This is a genomic window from Bacillus sp. ISL-35 (genome assembly GCF_018613355.1).
Taxonomy (GTDB): Bacteria; Bacillota; Bacilli; order Bacillales; family Cytobacillaceae; genus Mesobacillus.
In genome coordinates, this window is the sequence record NZ_JAGGQK010000008.1 from 117141 (window position 1) to 131283 (window position 14143).

At 40.4% G+C, this 14143-nt stretch carries 28 protein-coding genes; 20 read left to right on the forward strand and 8 right to left on the reverse strand.

Annotated features, from left to right (window positions below; genetic code table 11):
* Positions 1-33: 33 nt before the first annotated feature.
* The 7 genes from J7E38_RS13435 to J7E38_RS13465 form a co-directional block, all read right to left on the reverse strand.
* Complete coding sequence (locus tag J7E38_RS13435; RefSeq protein ID WP_214705387.1) at positions 34-1233, reverse strand: tyrosine-type recombinase/integrase; 1200 nt, start codon at positions 1231-1233, stop codon at positions 34-36.
* Between the two features lie 13 nt (positions 1234-1246).
* The gene (locus J7E38_RS13440; RefSeq protein ID WP_214705386.1) at positions 1247-1426 is read right to left on the reverse strand and encodes a hypothetical protein; all 180 of its coding nucleotides are present in this window, start codon (positions 1424-1426) and stop codon (positions 1247-1249) included.
* Positions 1405-1911, reverse strand: coding sequence for an ImmA/IrrE family metallo-endopeptidase (locus tag J7E38_RS13445; protein ID WP_214705385.1), 507 nt, complete (start codon positions 1909-1911; stop codon positions 1405-1407). Before J7E38_RS13445 ends, J7E38_RS13440 begins: the two co-directional genes overlap by 22 nt.
* A gap of 75 nt (positions 1912-1986) precedes the next feature.
* Complete coding sequence (locus J7E38_RS13450) at positions 1987-3063, reverse strand: type I restriction endonuclease (RefSeq protein WP_214705384.1); 1077 nt, start codon at positions 3061-3063, stop codon at positions 1987-1989.
* A gap of 119 nt (positions 3064-3182) precedes the next feature.
* Entirely contained in the window at positions 3183-3851 is a 669-nt protein-coding gene (locus J7E38_RS13455; RefSeq protein ID WP_214705383.1) for an Ltp family lipoprotein, read from the reverse strand.
* A gap of 27 nt (positions 3852-3878) precedes the next feature.
* On the reverse strand, positions 3879-4334 hold the full coding sequence (locus J7E38_RS13460; RefSeq protein ID WP_214705488.1) for an SHOCT domain-containing protein: 456 nt from the start codon (positions 4332-4334) through the stop codon (positions 3879-3881).
* 87 nt (positions 4335-4421) lie between these two features.
* Positions 4422-4769: a helix-turn-helix domain-containing protein gene (locus tag J7E38_RS13465; RefSeq protein WP_214705382.1), complete on the reverse strand. Its 348-nt coding sequence runs from the start codon at positions 4767-4769 to the stop codon at positions 4422-4424.
* Between the two features lie 167 nt (positions 4770-4936).
* Here J7E38_RS13465 and J7E38_RS13470 point away from each other — a divergent pair, with 167 nt between their 5' ends.
* The 16 genes from J7E38_RS13470 to J7E38_RS13540 all read left to right on the forward strand — a co-directional run bounded on the left by J7E38_RS13470 (position 4937) and on the right by J7E38_RS13540 (position 11962).
* Positions 4937-5170, forward strand: coding sequence for a helix-turn-helix domain-containing protein (locus J7E38_RS13470; protein ID WP_214705381.1), 234 nt, complete (start codon positions 4937-4939; stop codon positions 5168-5170).
* Positions 5171-5186: 16 nt separating this feature from the next.
* Positions 5187-5345, forward strand: coding sequence for a hypothetical protein (locus J7E38_RS13475; protein ID WP_214705380.1), 159 nt, complete (start codon positions 5187-5189; stop codon positions 5343-5345).
* A complete protein-coding gene (locus J7E38_RS13480; RefSeq protein WP_214705379.1) occupies positions 5342-5494 on the forward strand; it encodes a hypothetical protein in 153 nt (50 codons plus the stop codon). The genes J7E38_RS13475 and J7E38_RS13480 overlap by 4 nt, the downstream gene beginning before the upstream one ends.
* 12 nt (positions 5495-5506) lie before the next feature.
* The gene (locus tag J7E38_RS13485; protein WP_214705378.1) at positions 5507-5698 is read left to right on the forward strand and encodes a helix-turn-helix domain-containing protein; all 192 of its coding nucleotides are present in this window, start codon (positions 5507-5509) and stop codon (positions 5696-5698) included.
* Between the two features lie 53 nt (positions 5699-5751).
* The gene (locus J7E38_RS13490; protein ID WP_214705377.1) at positions 5752-6282 is read left to right on the forward strand and encodes a hypothetical protein; all 531 of its coding nucleotides are present in this window, start codon (positions 5752-5754) and stop codon (positions 6280-6282) included.
* The gene (locus J7E38_RS13495; RefSeq protein ID WP_214705376.1) at positions 6279-6551 is read left to right on the forward strand and encodes a hypothetical protein; all 273 of its coding nucleotides are present in this window, start codon (positions 6279-6281) and stop codon (positions 6549-6551) included. Before J7E38_RS13490 ends, J7E38_RS13495 begins: the two co-directional genes overlap by 4 nt.
* 270 nt (positions 6552-6821) lie before the next feature.
* Complete coding sequence (locus J7E38_RS13500) at positions 6822-7031, forward strand: YqaI family protein (protein WP_214705375.1); 210 nt, start codon at positions 6822-6824, stop codon at positions 7029-7031.
* A gap of 103 nt (positions 7032-7134) precedes the next feature.
* Positions 7135-8076 (forward strand): YqaJ viral recombinase family nuclease, encoded by a 942-nt coding sequence (locus tag J7E38_RS13505; RefSeq protein ID WP_215038599.1) that lies wholly within the window; start codon positions 7135-7137, stop codon positions 8074-8076.
* 1 nt (position 8077) lies between these two features.
* Positions 8078-8287: a hypothetical protein gene (locus tag J7E38_RS13510; protein WP_214705373.1), complete on the forward strand. Its 210-nt coding sequence runs from the start codon at positions 8078-8080 to the stop codon at positions 8285-8287.
* Positions 8287-9192 carry a recombinase RecT gene (locus J7E38_RS13515; RefSeq protein WP_214705372.1) on the forward strand — a complete coding sequence of 302 codons (906 nt, stop codon included), beginning with the start codon at positions 8287-8289 and terminating at the stop codon, positions 9190-9192. The genes J7E38_RS13510 and J7E38_RS13515 overlap by 1 nt, the downstream gene beginning before the upstream one ends.
* 174 nt (positions 9193-9366) lie before the next feature.
* A complete protein-coding gene (locus J7E38_RS23930) occupies positions 9367-10344 on the forward strand; it encodes a hypothetical protein (RefSeq protein WP_214705491.1) in 978 nt (325 codons plus the stop codon).
* Positions 10271-11014 carry an ATP-binding protein gene (locus tag J7E38_RS13520; protein WP_214705371.1) on the forward strand — a complete coding sequence of 248 codons (744 nt, stop codon included), beginning with the start codon at positions 10271-10273 and terminating at the stop codon, positions 11012-11014. Before J7E38_RS23930 ends, J7E38_RS13520 begins: the two co-directional genes overlap by 74 nt.
* Positions 11007-11183: a hypothetical protein gene (locus tag J7E38_RS13525; RefSeq protein ID WP_214705370.1), complete on the forward strand. Its 177-nt coding sequence runs from the start codon at positions 11007-11009 to the stop codon at positions 11181-11183. Before J7E38_RS13520 ends, J7E38_RS13525 begins: the two co-directional genes overlap by 8 nt.
* 2 nt (positions 11184-11185) lie before the next feature.
* On the forward strand, positions 11186-11389 hold the full coding sequence (locus tag J7E38_RS13530; RefSeq protein ID WP_214705369.1) for a hypothetical protein: 204 nt from the start codon (positions 11186-11188) through the stop codon (positions 11387-11389).
* Between the two features lie 11 nt (positions 11390-11400).
* Positions 11401-11550 (forward strand): DUF6011 domain-containing protein, encoded by a 150-nt coding sequence (locus tag J7E38_RS13535; RefSeq protein WP_214705368.1) that lies wholly within the window; start codon positions 11401-11403, stop codon positions 11548-11550.
* Positions 11537-11962, forward strand: coding sequence for a DUF1064 domain-containing protein (locus tag J7E38_RS13540; protein WP_214705367.1), 426 nt, complete (start codon positions 11537-11539; stop codon positions 11960-11962). The genes J7E38_RS13535 and J7E38_RS13540 overlap by 14 nt, the downstream gene beginning before the upstream one ends.
* 413 nt (positions 11963-12375) lie before the next feature.
* Here J7E38_RS13540 and J7E38_RS13545 read toward each other — a convergent pair whose 3' ends face one another.
* Entirely contained in the window at positions 12376-12585 is a 210-nt protein-coding gene (locus tag J7E38_RS13545; RefSeq protein ID WP_214705366.1) for a hypothetical protein, read from the reverse strand.
* 36 nt (positions 12586-12621) lie between these two features.
* Here J7E38_RS13545 and J7E38_RS13550 point away from each other — a divergent pair, with 36 nt between their 5' ends.
* From J7E38_RS13550 to J7E38_RS13565, 4 genes are all read left to right on the forward strand, one after another.
* Positions 12622-12861, forward strand: a complete 240-nt coding sequence (locus J7E38_RS13550) for a hypothetical protein (protein WP_215038577.1) — start codon at positions 12622-12624, stop codon at positions 12859-12861.
* Between the two features lie 59 nt (positions 12862-12920).
* The gene (locus J7E38_RS13555; protein WP_214705364.1) at positions 12921-13103 is read left to right on the forward strand and encodes a DUF3954 domain-containing protein; all 183 of its coding nucleotides are present in this window, start codon (positions 12921-12923) and stop codon (positions 13101-13103) included.
* A 243-nt stretch (positions 13104-13346) separates the two neighbouring features.
* Complete coding sequence (locus J7E38_RS13560) at positions 13347-13799, forward strand: sigma-70 RNA polymerase sigma factor region 4 domain-containing protein (RefSeq protein WP_214705363.1); 453 nt, start codon at positions 13347-13349, stop codon at positions 13797-13799.
* Between the two features lie 92 nt (positions 13800-13891).
* Positions 13892-14101, forward strand: coding sequence for a hypothetical protein (locus J7E38_RS13565; protein ID WP_214705362.1), 210 nt, complete (start codon positions 13892-13894; stop codon positions 14099-14101).
* Positions 14102-14143 lie beyond the last annotated feature (42 nt).

Consider the following 14143-nt stretch of genomic DNA (forward strand, 5'->3'; position numbering starts at 1 on the left):
GTCGCCCGTGTTCGGCGACAACTCGGCGACAGATTAAGAATTCGATGCGGACTGTTTCTTTGAGAAAAGTCCGTTCAATTTATTCGCTGCTTCCTGGTCTGCTTTTCTAAGAACATGACCATATGTGTTCATTGTGACCCTGATATCTGAGTGGCCCAATCGTTCTGAAATAATCTTAGCGTGGACACCCTGATTAATCAGCAGGGTGGCAGAAGTGTGCCGTAGATCGTGTAGCTTTATATACCTGACATCGGCTCTCTTTGTAAAACGGGTCCACCAGGTAGTAGGTGTGTCTGGATGGAAGTGGGTACCGTCCTCATTACAAAACACCCACTGTCGGTCTTTCTCGATCCATTTGTCTCGCATCCTCATCTTCTCTTTTTTCCACTGAAGCTGAAAGAACTTTAATTCTTCGACAACCGACTCAGGCAATGACAGTAACCTTTTCGACTTTTTTGACTTTGGCCCTTTAATGACAGCCCCATTTCTCCCCTTAGTGATAACCTGGGTGATGTCGACCGTTCCTTTGTCCAAATCCAATTTAGACCACTCTAAGCCTAAGCATTCACTCCGTCTCAGCCCAGCTGCAAGGATAAGGGTTAAGAACATTCTCCAATGAAAAGGTTCATTTTCAACAGAGATAAAAAGGGATTCGATCTCATCTTCGTCATAAACAATGAGATCCTTTTCTTCTGTAATCCTAGGCTTTTTGACATTCTTCACGGGGTTGTCCTTAATTATTTGCCATTCTACTGCACGTTCAAATATATTTCGGATGGTTAAATACGTATCCTGCTTTGTCCGTTCAGACAATGGTTTATCATCAGCATCCTTCCTTTTCATATCATTTAGCATATTGATAATATGTAGGGGCTTCACTTGATCAAGTCGCATATGTCCAATTGCAGGAAGGATGTGGTTTCTGATATGAGAAAGGTAATTGGCCAATGTTGTTTCGGCTAATTCCCTGGAGGCATATTTCTCTTCCCAGTCGACAACGAAAGTCTCGAGTGTTAATTTCTCTGGTGCAATATATTCACCAGCCTGAACCTCCGTTTTGAATTTATGAAACTCAACATCCAAATAATCTCGGAGTTTTTTAGTAGTTTTCAAGAGCGACTTGTCTTCAACTTTTATCGTCTTATACCGGCGCTTTCTTCTACCTTTAGAGTCGTACCCTGTTTCAACTGTAAGTATAAAAGAGTTTTCTCCCCTTTTTCTAATGTTCGCCATGCTAAAAACCTCCTTAGTTAATGATTTCTTTAACTTCGTCCACTTCTGAATCTTTATATCCGACTAGCATGCCGTAAAGTTCACCGTCGATCTCTGTGATGCTTTCAAAGATAGGTATTTTTACATTTCCATTTTTGTCCGTTCCACCTTCAATTGCAGTGTTCAATTTAATTAAGATTGGTTTGTTATCCATGATTTAGCCCTTTCTGCGACCATGGTTACGCTGTTAATTCGATTCCTGAATAATTCCAGTCGATATTCGGCGAAATCTAAGGTTACGTTAAAAGTATTAGCCAGAAAGTAGGTTGCTTGTTTATTAGAATCAGGGATTGGGAGCTTCAAAAGCATAAAACTAGGGACACAAAAATGATAGGCAAATAGGTTTGCCTGGTATTCCTGTAGTTCCATAAATGGCTGAGGCATGACCAGTTGGTTGCCTGCGTGCCGTTCTAAATGACATACTTCATGAGCAAATTCTTGCCACTGTTCTTGAGGTGACAATCGTTCGTCAATGATGAGTGAATCATTATAGAAACGGCTAGAAATATCCCTATAAATCACTGAATAGCCTAGTCGGTTTGCGATTGTGTGTAAATCCAATTGCCGAGGGTGATGGATGCCAATTCTTGAATAAAAAATTTCAATCCAGTCTTCGAGCAAAGTTGTTTGGTATTTCATAAGTTCCTCCAAAAAGGGAATATATGTTCGTGTTTATGTTGAAAAGAAAAGCCCGGCATGGGCCTAAAGTGGTTTTTATAAGAACTTTTTCGCTACCTCAATAATCTTTTCTTTATGGAAAACAATATCTGAGACCTTTTCAATATTAACTGATGAACGGGAGTCATCGTTAAATTGAATATATTTATTTGTATTGTTTAGCCCCAATCTGCAGATCCATTTGCGAATACTATTGTCTACGATAATATTAAAATAACTCAAATTATCTCTATAACTTACACGATCAACCGGAAGTGTTTCTTGCACTAAAAACCTAACGGTGACAAACCCTTCTATCTCTTCTTCAGTAGTTATGATCTTCGGTTCAGTTTTTGGTTCTATAGCTTCAATTGCTTCTACAGTAGCTGGGTTTTGTGGTGGTACTTCTTCATCATTATTGGTGTTTTTCAATGCAGCGTTCAACTTATCGTTTACAAGCTCATTGATAAATTGCTTATACCCTTTTTTGATAAGAGGTTCGAATTTTTCTATGGTGTTCTTAGTTTTAATTCCGTCATAAATTTGGGAAATCAAAAATCTAACGTAATCTTCTGAAGGATTTTCACGCTGCTCATTAAGAAACGTTTTAAGTTTATTTAAATACTTTAATTCAGAAGCAGTTGTAAAGATGCTTTCTAAATCAAAACTATCCTTTTTAAATTTCGCTAGTTCAATTAAATTACTCTCTTTGAGATCCAATATATTAAACTCGAAGAACGGAGAGGCATCCATTTTATTTTGTTCTTCTAAATCAGTATAGAACCTATATGTGAGACCGTTAGTCAATATTGCAAATTTTGCAGTAGTCGTTCCAAAGTATCTAAACAACTGTGAATCGTGACGTTGTAATTTCTCGCTAACCGATTTTGCTTCAATTAAAATAACTGGTTTTCCATCTGCCATTATCGCGTAATCTACTTTTTCACCCTTTTTAATCCCAACATCTGCGATAAACTCTGGTGTAAACTCTTCTGGATTGAAAATGTCATAACCTAGCACTTGAAAGAATGGCATTACTAATGAAGTTTTTGTTGCCTCTTCGGTTTCAATTGAATTCTTAATTTTGTTTGCTCTTACCGATAATGTTTTAACTTGTTCAATGAAATTTTCCACATGGCTTCCTCCCTGACTTGTATAGTTTAATTGATTGTTTTATCCATGACTTTCTTTTATTTCTCAAGCTTTGATGATGAGAAGAAAAACCCTAAGGAGGGATTTGGCTTTCGTTTTTATTAATTTAAATTCTCGATAGCATAATCAGCTTCTTCTTGAGTAAATTTTTCTCCAGCTTCAGAAGTCAGCTGATCTCTTATCGCTTCAGGAGACATACTCATTGTTTCCTGATAACTTTTTGCTTTTGCCAAGGCATTTTTCTTAAAATCAGCTTTCATATTGTCAATCGCGTATTGTGCTTCATCTGGGGTGAATTTTTCGCCGGCTTCAGAGATAAGTTGATCGTAGATTCCCTGTTTTGACATTTGCATGTCCTCTGAATAGGATTCAGCTTTCTTCAATGCGTTCGCTTTCCAATCATATTTCAGTTTGCTCATTGCATACTCAGCTGCTTCTGCTGAAAATTTCTCACCATGTTCTGAAGTTAATTGTTCAGAAATAGCACTTTTTGACATGCTCATAGTTTTTGCGTATGCTTCTGCTTTTTTCAAGGCAGACTTATGTTCACTAGGAACATTATCTTCTTGCTTTGTTTCTTCTTTCTTCGTATCTTCTTTTTTTGCTTCCTCTTTAGATTCTTCAGGTTTTGAAGATGTCGCAGCACTATCATTTTCCTTTTTTGGTTCAGTTGAGGTTTGCTCATCTCCACCAGAAACGACACTTATAATAACAGCTAATGCAATAAGACCAATAAATCCAAAACATCCCATTTTAAAAAGCTTTTTCATGATTTATCCTCCCAAAATAAAAAACTATTAAATTCCTAGCAATTGTTTCTTTTTAGCGTTGAATTCATCTTCAGTTAAAATTCCACTATCACGTAAGTCAGCTAACTTTTTAATTTGGTCAGCTGCGTCTAGCTGATTTACATTTACTACAGAAGGATTACTTAATTGATCTATTTTTTCTTCAATTGCTTGTTTAATCTTCTCGAAATCAGCCATCTGCTTCTTATTGAACATAATTGTATTTTCATCTTTTGTAGCATCCATAAGGCCACCTTTATTTTCCTTGCCACCAGAAAAAGAGAATTGAATATAACCGTTGGTCAAAGCACCTGCTTTTTTGATTTGAATCGAAGAAATCTGCTTTACCAGTATTTCTTTATCTCCTTTTAATCCTTGGGTCATTTTTGCCATCATACCTTTTCTTTTGATTACAATTTTGTTACCTGTCAGTTCTAACTGGCCATTTATCCCCATAGCTTCCATAAAAAAAACCTCCTATGTATATGTGAATATATTGTATTGATGGGCGAAATGCCCAGTAGTGACTGAAAGAAAAACACGCAATGCGTGCTATTCTTTATCTCTTTCCTTAATAAACTCCCAGAACCGAATTAACTCAGCAATCTTCTCTTCTGGTGCATCCATCAAATCTTTGAAGAATATTTGGGTTTTTGGGTCCAACATTTCTTTCCACATTTCATCGCTTGATCCTTGTTGATCTTCGCCGGTTAGTAAATAGTCGATACTAACTTCGAAGTAAGCAGATATTTTTTTTAGTGTCTCATAATCTGGTCGCCTTTCATCAGATTCATAGCGAGACAGTTGAACATTAGAAACGCCTATTTTTTTCGCTAATTCTTTTTGAGGTAAGTCTCTTCGTTCTCTCAACCCCTTAATCCTAGTTCCCAACGTACTCATATAAATTCTCCCTTTGTATCAATTAACCTGATTTTAACATTACCAAATCGGTAACAAAATAATTATTGCCAAAAAGGTAATTTATTTATTGACATTACCATAAAGGTAATTTAGTATATGAATTAAGAGTTGCCAAAACGGTAATTACGGGAGGTGAACAACAAGTAATGACAATTAAGAAAGTAAATCTAGAAAAAATCAAACGCCTAAGAAAAGCCAAAGGTCTATCGTTTAACCAAATGGCCGAAAAGCTCGGTTATGAAAGCCAAAATGGATATTACTATTTAGAAACCGGAAGAAATAAATTTTCAGCCGAAGCGCTTGCGATGGTAGCAACAATATTCAATGTACCTATAGAGGATCTTTTTTTTGAAGATAAAGTTACCAAAATGGCAAACTAAATAAGGAGGCAACCCTATGAACCTCGATCATGAAGTTCTCTGGGCTGAACTCAAACTCAAAATTCTGCAATCAGCCATGATGATCAACGACGGATATTCAAATGAAGAAGTGATTCAACAACTTTTGGAAGCCGTTGATATTCTGGATAACACTGAACCAAGGAGGTCAATATGAGTCCAAAGCAAAAAGAACAAATCGTAAATCAAATCATTTCAGTTCTAGCAGAGAACAACGTCAGCTACGCAGAGGTTCCAGAAGTCATCAAGGAAGTACAGTTTGAACTGAGCGAACTATGCCAGCAGCAAGTCATAAAAATTTCATAAGGAGGAATCCCGATGGAAAGACATACTTTAACAGCCCAGGAAGTAGCGCAGTACATTGGCGTTCATCTTGACACCATATACAACATGGTGCGAGAAAAACAGATCCCACATGTTCGGGTAAGGCGGAGGATCATCTTTTCCAAAGAAACCATTAATGCCTGGATGCGTGATCAGGAACAAAAAAGCATAGAAGCTATTTCATAACTTAAGTTTACTAGATTGAACCAATCCCATTGGTAGAAAGAGGGTGTATGAACATGCCGAATGGTAGAGCCACATCGGCTGCCAGGACGGCCCGGAAAGAAGCCGGAATCACACAACTAGAAATGACCTTCGATGAATATTACGGCTCCCGGGAATCGATTTCCCAACAGGAGAACGGCCGTTACCAGATACAGCCGGAGTTGACCAAGTACTACACCGAAAAACATAACAATCCATTCGTTGCGATGGAAGCAGCTGCGGAGTACATCGGCTGGGGTCCCATGAAGCTGGATGGAGACGCTGCCGACCTACATAGAATGACTGTCACCATGAAGACGAAGGAAGAGCTTGAAGAAGCAATTCTATCCATTAGAAAGGCTTCGGAAAAGCTCACAGTGAATCCCAGATGCATCGAACGCTTAGATATTGAAGAAATTGAAAAATCTTTAATGGAGAGCATTGATGCAATCACAGCGCTGAACCATTATGTTGCGGTTGTATGTAAAGAGTACGGAATATCCTGGGTCAAAGTTTGGACCCAGCACAAAGTGAAGTTAATACAGAGGAGGTTCATCAAGAAATGAACAGAGATCAGTTTTTACCCAACGATGCTAGAGCAGCAATAACTGAATACAGGGCATCTTGGACCAACATCACGAGAGCGGAAGAAAGCCTCATCAATGGTGACTTAAAAGAAGCAAAACTTGCAGCTGCCAATCTTCTTAGCTCATTGAATGAACTGGAGAAGCTTCATAAGAAGAAAGAAGAAGTTGATCTGCAAATTAGCAAACTGAATTTTTTGCTTGGAAGAAATTCATTAAGAGGCCTGGTGGTGAGAATACATGAGAACTAAAGCAGGGGATTGGATGAAGCTTTCAAAAATGGAGAAGTACCTTTTGCTAAGAAACAAAATGAAAAAGCAGTGAGTACTGGTGGGGACCGTACGACTCACTGCTCCTATGGAAACTTAGGGTTTGAATTTATTTTATCATCAATATTTTGATGCGGCAAGCTTGGTTCTTGCCGTCCTGGGCCGGGGTTTATCCCCCTTTACACGAACCCCTTTCCCCGACCCGGGACGGTGTGAATGAGGCACCAATACATATAGAAGGGAGGTTCAATTATGCGAGATCATCCGGTCATTGAGCAAGTGGAAGGGACAGGATATCCGAACCTGGCGGATCAGCCGGCACATAGCGGCACCGATTACTTCGGCGATGAAATCCTAGAAGGCGATGAAATCGTGATTGACGGAGAAGAAATGATTTTGAAGAACAACCTTGAGGATTATCTGTCAGATGTCTATGGGTTGGAGTTCACAACAGCAAAATAAAAACCCCCTGTTCGCAGCAGGAGGTCAGCGACAAAAAATACATTTAATTACCGTCATTTTAGCACATATTGCTTTGACGGTAAAGGAGGGCGCACACATGGCAATGAATCAGAATGCCATTCCTACTCATGAAATGAGTCGATATGAATGGCTACAGGAGCGGACAAAAGGAATCGGTGGAAGTGATGCTGGAACCATTCTTGGACTGAATAAATATCGCACAGCATTTGAATTGTGGCTTGAGAAAACAGGCCAGGTAGAACCAATTGAAGTCGATAATGAAGCGGTCTACTGGGGAAACGAAATGGAGAAGGTCGTAGCCAAAGAGTTTGAAAAAAGAACAGGTAAGAAGGTTAGGCGAACTAACTTCATGTATAGCCATCCGGACCATCCTTTTATCAAGGCGAACATAGACCGTTTGGTTGTCGGTGAATCAGCGGTCTTGGAATGCAAAACAGCATCAGCATACCTTGCTAAAGAGTGGGAAGCAGATGAAGTGCCTGCAACCTACCTGGTGCAGTTGCAACACTATCTAGGTGTCACCGGCAAGGAAAAAGGATACATGGCGGTTCTGATTGGTGGCAACAAGTTCATCTGGAAGGAAGTCGAGCGTGATGAGGAGCTCATCGAAATGATTTTCAACGCAGAAAAGCACTTCTGGGAATATCATGTTCAGCAATTCAACCCACCTGAGCTGGATGGATCCAGCGCGGCGGAGAAATACCTGAATGAAAAGTACGCGAAGGCTGAAGCGAACAAGGAAATCGTATTGCCGGGTGAATATAAGGACCTGATTGTCCAATATGAAAAGGTCAAAGGGGACGAAAAGCTCATCAAGACAGCAAAGACCGAAATAGAAAACAAACTCAAGGCTGAATTGAAAGACGCTGAAACAGGTTTGACTGATACCTATATGGTTTCCTGGAAAAGCCAAACTCAGCAAAGGGTTGACTCAAAGGCTCTCAAGGAAAAGTTCCCAGATATTTATAAGGAAGTCATTAAAGAAACTAGCTTCCGTAAATTCAGCGTAAAGGAGATTAAATAATATGCCTGCTATTTCAAGAAAAACGGCTATCGGTTCATTGATCGAGCAATTTTTGGATGATAACGAGAGTGATCTTTCCCCAAACATGTTCTCAGCTCTGGAAGATCTTGCGGAGGAAGTGGATGAGGCAGCTAAGGATTTACATGATGAAGTCGACGAGCTGCAGGACAGGGTGAAGGAACTGGAAGAAGAATTGGAGGCGGGCAAATAATGGCAACAAACTCAGCATTGAAAAATCAATTGGCAAATAAACAGGGCACAGAGGCGAAGCAGGTTTCTGCTCAATCTCTTGGCCTTAAGAATCTCTTAAACACACCGACCATGCAGAAGAAGTTTGAACAAGTCCTAGCAAAGAAAGCACCACAATTCATGGCATCCATTCTTAATCTTTACAACGGTGATGCAACGTTACAAAAAGCAGAGCCGATGTCCATTATTTCAAGTGCAATGGTGGCTGCTTCACTTGACCTACCAGTTGATAAGAACCTCGGTTATGCCTGGATAGTTCCTTACAGTGGAAAAGCTCAGTTTCAACTAGGATACAAGGGATATATTCAATTGGCCTTACGAACAGGGCAATACAAATCAATCAATGTGATTGAAGTTCGAGAAGGCGAGCTGGTGAGATGGAATCGTCTAACTGAGGAAATCGAACTGGATCTCGATGCTGCAACAAGTGATAAGGTCATTGGCTATTGTGGTTATTTCAAACTGATCAACGGGTTTGAGAAGAGTGTCTACTGGACCAGAGATGAAATCACAAAACACAAAAACAAGTTCAGCAAATCCGACTTTGGATGGAAAAAAGACTGGGATGCAATGGCTAAAAAGACTGTCCTAAGGAACATGTTAAGCAAATGGGGAATTCTTTCAGTCGAGATGCAGAAGGCCGTTACAGAGGACGAGAACACGGAGAGAGAACTTAAGGACATCACAAACGATGTAGATGAGTCGGAATCGGTAACTCCTAGCCCAGATATCATCGATATCTCTCCTGATGAAGAAGGACAAGGAGAAACAGTCGAAGGAGAAATCATCGATAAGAAGCCAGATAAGCAAAATAACAAAAAAGAGAAAATGTCAGCACATGATTCAATGGAAATTGATTTTGAATGATTAGCAGTAACCATACAAACGTCCTCCTTCCAGCTTGGATCTGGGAGGAGGCAAAGGATAAGGAACACCTGAAAAAACTTGTACTACAGTATATGCGCAGGTATCCGGATTATACGGTGAAAAAGGTAAAAGATAGATTTGCAGTTTGTGAGAGGAAATAAGGGAGGTGTTCCCTTGCAGGGGTACATCAAGGACCACAGGAAAGAATTAGACAGCGCGATTTGGATGATGCCCCCTCTTTATCATCGAACCTGGCAATATCTCAAATACATCGTGAATCACCAAGACAATACGATTCCATTGAGGGATGGATCCTTCCTGACCATAAAGGCGGGCCAGCATCTAACCTCTGTTCGTGAGATAGCCAAAAGAATTGGGTGGTACGAGGGGGTGAAATGGAAAGAACCTAACCCTAAAACTATGGACACTGTTCTCAAATGGATGGAGAAACAGTCCATGATAAGGATTGATAGAGGGAAAGGTAACAGGCAGTACACACTAATAACCTTGTTAAATTGGGATTTATACCAACAAAACAACCAAGAGGGTAACAGTGAGGTAACAGGTAGGGAACACCTCGTGGATATAAACAAGAATGATAAAGAATGTCTTAAGAATGAGTTTACTGCTTCTGCTAATACGCACATGACTGAGGAAAGTGACGGGGTGCCTACGACCGACCCATTATGTGGTGATTCAGTGCCGTCTGAAGAAATATCACACACCTCAGCCGAGGCAGAGAAAGTCCTTATAGACCGTTTTATCCAACTGAGAGCATCAGGGTTTGCATGTTCACCGTCCGATGAAATAGCAGCACAGGAGATCCTGTCTAGCGGAGTGCCTTTGCAGGACGCCCTAGTTTACCTTACAGACCGTTTTGACACATATAAACCCAAACACCCAAGAGACCGAATAAACAGCTTGTCTTACTGTGTGGGATACATTTTGGACAAGCATTACAATAAATTGGAATCTCAAAAACTTGCCAAGAGGAGGATACCTGAGGATGGCAAAGAGCATAAACGAAGTCCTGGAAGAACTCAGAAAAAAGAGCCAATTAAATCTGAGTCAATCACAGGTGGACAAGTCGGCTGGCTCGGAAGAAAAAAACTATCAGTGCCCGAAGTGCCGGGATCAAATGGGATATATTGAGCAACGCAACGGACAGGAGCTCTGGGTCAGATGCAGCTGTGTTGAATGGAGAAGAGCTCAAAAGCTGATGAAGGCCAGTGAAATCACAGATGAGTTCAAGAACCTAGGGTTTAAGAACTTTATCACCGATGGTAAGCCTGACATCATTAGCGAGATTCGGGAATGTGCCTTGACCTACCTGAAGGACTTCGAAAACATAAAAGGCAGCAGGTCCAACAGTATTGCCTTACTTGGACAGCCTGGGGCAGGGAAGACTCACTTGCTGACAGCAATCGCGAACAACCTGATGAAACGCATGAACGTACCAGTTTTATATTTTCCGTATGTTGAAGGGTTCAATGACTTGAAGGACGATTTTGACAAGCTGGAGGAAAAGCTTGAACGAATGAAGCAAGTTGATGTTTTGTTCATCGATGACCTTTTCAAGCCGGTCAAGGGAAAGCCAAGGGCGACTGAATGGCAGGTTGAGCAGACATACGCAGTCATCAACTATCGGTACCTGAACCACAAACCATTACTCATATCCTCTGAACTTACAGTGGACGAACTGGCAGATGTGGATGAAGCTCTTGGAACAAGAATCTATCAGATGTGCAAGGACTATACAGTCTTGATTAAAGGGGACAGGAAACTATTAAACCATCGATTGGCAGGTGCACCGAATGTGTGAATTATGCAACGGTACCCATGTGGTACATATCGAATCTCCAGGAGTGGCATTAGTGACGAATTGTCCAGAATGTGGCCCTATGCCAGAAGAACAGTGGCAGGCTAAAATGGACGCTTTTCAGAACAGGCTGGATGCAGCCGAATTGCAGTTCGAAAAGAAGGGAGCATAACCATGGGAATCCTTTTTGACAAAGTGAAACGTAGCCAGGATTCATTGCGGCAGGATTATATCGCCCAACTGCTTGTCAAAGGCATTACACACGATCGAAATGGAACAAGCATCCATGATCTTGGGTACTACGAGCTTCGTCAGGAACTTGCTGCAGCTGAATTCAGGAATGTGAATACTGAAACTCTGGAAAACGGATTCTTTTAGGAGGTAAATCAATGATCTGCCCAGTATGTAATCGACAACTAAAAAGCCAGAAAAGTATAGCCCGCGGCATCGGCCCTGTATGTGCTCGTAAACTAGAAAACTTAAAAGACAATCATGACGAAAATCAGATGAAGTTGGAGCTGAAGGATGGCGGCAAATAAGTTCGGCAATCGGAAAGTGTTAGTGGATGGCATAAAGTTTGATAGCGTAGCGGAAGCAAAATACTACGAGCAGCTGAAATGGCTAAAGCACGCAAAACAAATTAAAGGATTCAAGTTGCAGCCTCGGTTCGTGCTCCTGGATTCCTATAAGAAAAACGGCAAGACAATTCGCGCCATTCATTACTCAGCAGATTTCGAGATTCATAACCTGGACGGCAGCATCGAAATCGTGGATGTGAAAGGGTATGAGACGAAAGAGTTTCTGATTAAGAAAAAGCTTTTCGAACATCGATATGAATACACACTGAAGGTCGTTACTTTGGATGATTCTTTTGGATGGATCGAACTTGACCAACTGAAGAAACAAAAGGTCAAGTCTAAGCCAAAGGCGAATACCAGAAGGAGGCGATAGGGATGTTGCAAGGTGTCTGTGTAGGTTTGCTGGTGATTCGGCTTCCACAGAGTAATTAGTGGCTAGAATTGACGAGCAAGGTTCATGAAATCTGAGGAGAAAACAATATGGAAAGAACCTTGCTCTACTCTAGTTTGCTCAAATAGGTGGATTTTAATTATAAATAATATACTCTTTCCACCTTATTGGTTTTCACATCTTTAATTTTCATATCTAAATAAAAAAGTTGTTATACATTTTAAGAAGTTTCACAAGGAGGAAAGGAAAATGAGGATATTTTGTAGTTATACGATGAAATGGGGCAAGGAATTGCAGATTTGGGTCCTTGCCCGTAGAGAAAATAGTAAGGACCAATTACTATATCTCAGGTTTAACTTTGCCAGTTTGAGTGATTATTATCCTTAAGAGGAGTATTAGGCATCGATACTTTTAGTTATTTTATGATATAACTTCACCACTTCAGGATGTTCTTTTTCGTAACTTACGCTGATGCTTTTAGGGATTTCAAACGTTCTAATTAATTCGTTTAAAAGGCTTTGGGATTTCATGCTTTTAACGCGGGATGAGAAATCAGAACTCAAAATTTTTTGATGGACTGAATCAATTTGTTTTAGTGTCCTCATGGTTTCCTCCATTAGTGTATAAGGAATATTGCTCTTTTGAGCAAAATTATGCAGACGATTGTACTAAGCGGCTACAAAATTATTTTTAAGGCAAATTACGAAAACGTTGAAGGAGAACAATTAATGAAAAACTACAAAACAACCTACGATTATCCAAAGGCAAAGGGGCCAGCTATTTGTCCTAAGTGCGGATTTCATTTCGAATTACCAGCAAACTTCTGTCCAGGATGCGGGAACGAATTGGATGACACCACCAAACAAGGACTCAAAAATTAAAAAAGCCAGGATTTCTCCCGGCCACCCAATCTCATTATAACCCATTGGGAGGGGTCCTGGTGAAGGCAAATGCAGAAAATATGACGGCAGAAATTGATTTAATGGTTAATGCAACATACATCGTAAAAGACGGCCAGCTTGTTATAGTCGATACCCCACCAAAAGGATACGGCAAACAAGTTATTTCTTGGCAGTCGGGGAAGCCGTCGCATTATGAATTGAACTACTCAAATAAATTATAAGTCTACTGGAACAACCAGGGGCACTAAATGGACGCTACGGCGTTTGTTTGGTGTCCTTTTTATTTTGATTGGGGGTCAAATGATGAAGGTGACTATATGTGAACAGTTAAGAAGTAAAAATCCTCAGAAACAAACTGATAAGAATAAGTCGGACAAGCTATCCGAAAGTGATTTGAAATATCTAATGGGCACTAGCAGGCAAACACTGACCAGGGGAAAAGGCGGAGCTTGGAGGAATGGGCGATGATAGATCAGATCGAAGTCTTATTACGTGATTATCAGTGGATGCGACGGGAAGTAGACAGACTCCAGAACGCTCTCTATGGTTACTCGGCTCCTATGAGGAGTTGGGGAGTAGCTCAATATGGAATCGAAGCTGCCATGCCAAAGGGGTCATCAGGGAAAAGTAAAGCTGAGTTGGAGAAAATGGATTTGCGAGAAGAGCGATTATATAAAAGGCTTCTGAAATATGAAGGTCGAGTGTATGCGCTAGAGTGGGCAGGGGAACTATTGGATGATGAAAAGGAAAGAGTCGTTTATGACTGTATGCTCGATGGAATGAGCTACCGTTCTATTGCAGAATTGTTGGGAATGACCAGAAATCAAGTGAAGAAAACCAAAGATGCCATATTGAGCCAATTGAGCCAAAAAAGCCAATTTGTGCAATTGTTGAATCTCGAAAAATTCGCATGCTAAACTTGAAGGCAGGACGGGGAGGCAGTTAATAAGCTACTTCCTCTATATAAAAGTCTATGTTATCTCCGATAAATACTTTGGAGGTGACAATATTGGAAAAGGTTGATTTTAGTCCAATGAAAGAAACAGTTGATATGATGGCATCCCAGTTGGCAATCTGGATCCTTTTGACTGTGGAAATTGTACTGGTAGTAATAGTGGTTTTAAAAGTCTTAAGAGTGCCAGGTAGATTGATTGTTGCAATAGCATCGATTACAACGCTTTTGGCAGCTTATAAAGTATTCTTATTTCTATTTAGTTGAAACTAGGCACTCAATCAGAGTGCTTTTTTTATTGTCCCAAAA

Bases quoted from the DNA above. Each gene is read 5' to 3' on its own strand.
- J7E38_RS13485 (WP_214705378.1), top strand. From the start codon at position 5,507: ATGGAAAGACATACTTTAACAGCCCAGGAAGTAGCGCAGTACATTGGC.
- J7E38_RS13560 (WP_214705363.1), top strand. From the start codon at position 13,347: ATGATAGATCAGATCGAAGTCTTATTACGTGATTATCAGTGGATGCGA.
- J7E38_RS13455 (WP_214705383.1), bottom strand. From the start codon at position 3,851: ATGAAAAAGCTTTTTAAAATGGGATGTTTTGGATTTATTGGTCTTATT.
- J7E38_RS13505 (WP_215038599.1), top strand. From the start codon at position 7,135: ATGAATCAGAATGCCATTCCTACTCATGAAATGAGTCGATATGAATGG.
- J7E38_RS13445 (WP_214705385.1), bottom strand. From the start codon at position 1,911: ATGAAATACCAAACAACTTTGCTCGAAGACTGGATTGAAATTTTTTAT.
- J7E38_RS13525 (WP_214705370.1), top strand. From the start codon at position 11,007: ATGTGTGAATTATGCAACGGTACCCATGTGGTACATATCGAATCTCCA.
- J7E38_RS13530 (WP_214705369.1), top strand. From the start codon at position 11,186: ATGGGAATCCTTTTTGACAAAGTGAAACGTAGCCAGGATTCATTGCGG.
- J7E38_RS13500 (WP_214705375.1), top strand. From the start codon at position 6,822: ATGCGAGATCATCCGGTCATTGAGCAAGTGGAAGGGACAGGATATCCG.
- J7E38_RS13440 (WP_214705386.1), bottom strand. From the start codon at position 1,426: ATGGATAACAAACCAATCTTAATTAAATTGAACACTGCAATTGAAGGT.
- J7E38_RS13460 (WP_214705488.1), bottom strand. From the start codon at position 4,334: ATGGAAGCTATGGGGATAAATGGCCAGTTAGAACTGACAGGTAACAAA.
- J7E38_RS13490 (WP_214705377.1), top strand. From the start codon at position 5,752: ATGCCGAATGGTAGAGCCACATCGGCTGCCAGGACGGCCCGGAAAGAA.
- J7E38_RS13515 (WP_214705372.1), top strand. From the start codon at position 8,287: ATGGCAACAAACTCAGCATTGAAAAATCAATTGGCAAATAAACAGGGC.
- J7E38_RS13470 (WP_214705381.1), top strand. From the start codon at position 4,937: ATGACAATTAAGAAAGTAAATCTAGAAAAAATCAAACGCCTAAGAAAA.
- J7E38_RS13545 (WP_214705366.1), bottom strand. From the start codon at position 12,585: ATGAGGACACTAAAACAAATTGATTCAGTCCATCAAAAAATTTTGAGT.
- J7E38_RS13475 (WP_214705380.1), top strand. From the start codon at position 5,187: ATGAACCTCGATCATGAAGTTCTCTGGGCTGAACTCAAACTCAAAATT.
- J7E38_RS13435 (WP_214705387.1), bottom strand. From the start codon at position 1,233: ATGGCGAACATTAGAAAAAGGGGAGAAAACTCTTTTATACTTACAGTT.
- J7E38_RS13480 (WP_214705379.1), top strand. From the start codon at position 5,342: ATGAGTCCAAAGCAAAAAGAACAAATCGTAAATCAAATCATTTCAGTT.
- J7E38_RS13465 (WP_214705382.1), bottom strand. From the start codon at position 4,769: ATGAGTACGTTGGGAACTAGGATTAAGGGGTTGAGAGAACGAAGAGAC.
- J7E38_RS13510 (WP_214705373.1), top strand. From the start codon at position 8,078: ATGCCTGCTATTTCAAGAAAAACGGCTATCGGTTCATTGATCGAGCAA.
- J7E38_RS13535 (WP_214705368.1), top strand. From the start codon at position 11,401: ATGATCTGCCCAGTATGTAATCGACAACTAAAAAGCCAGAAAAGTATA.
- J7E38_RS13495 (WP_214705376.1), top strand. From the start codon at position 6,279: ATGAACAGAGATCAGTTTTTACCCAACGATGCTAGAGCAGCAATAACT.
- J7E38_RS13540 (WP_214705367.1), top strand. From the start codon at position 11,537: ATGGCGGCAAATAAGTTCGGCAATCGGAAAGTGTTAGTGGATGGCATA.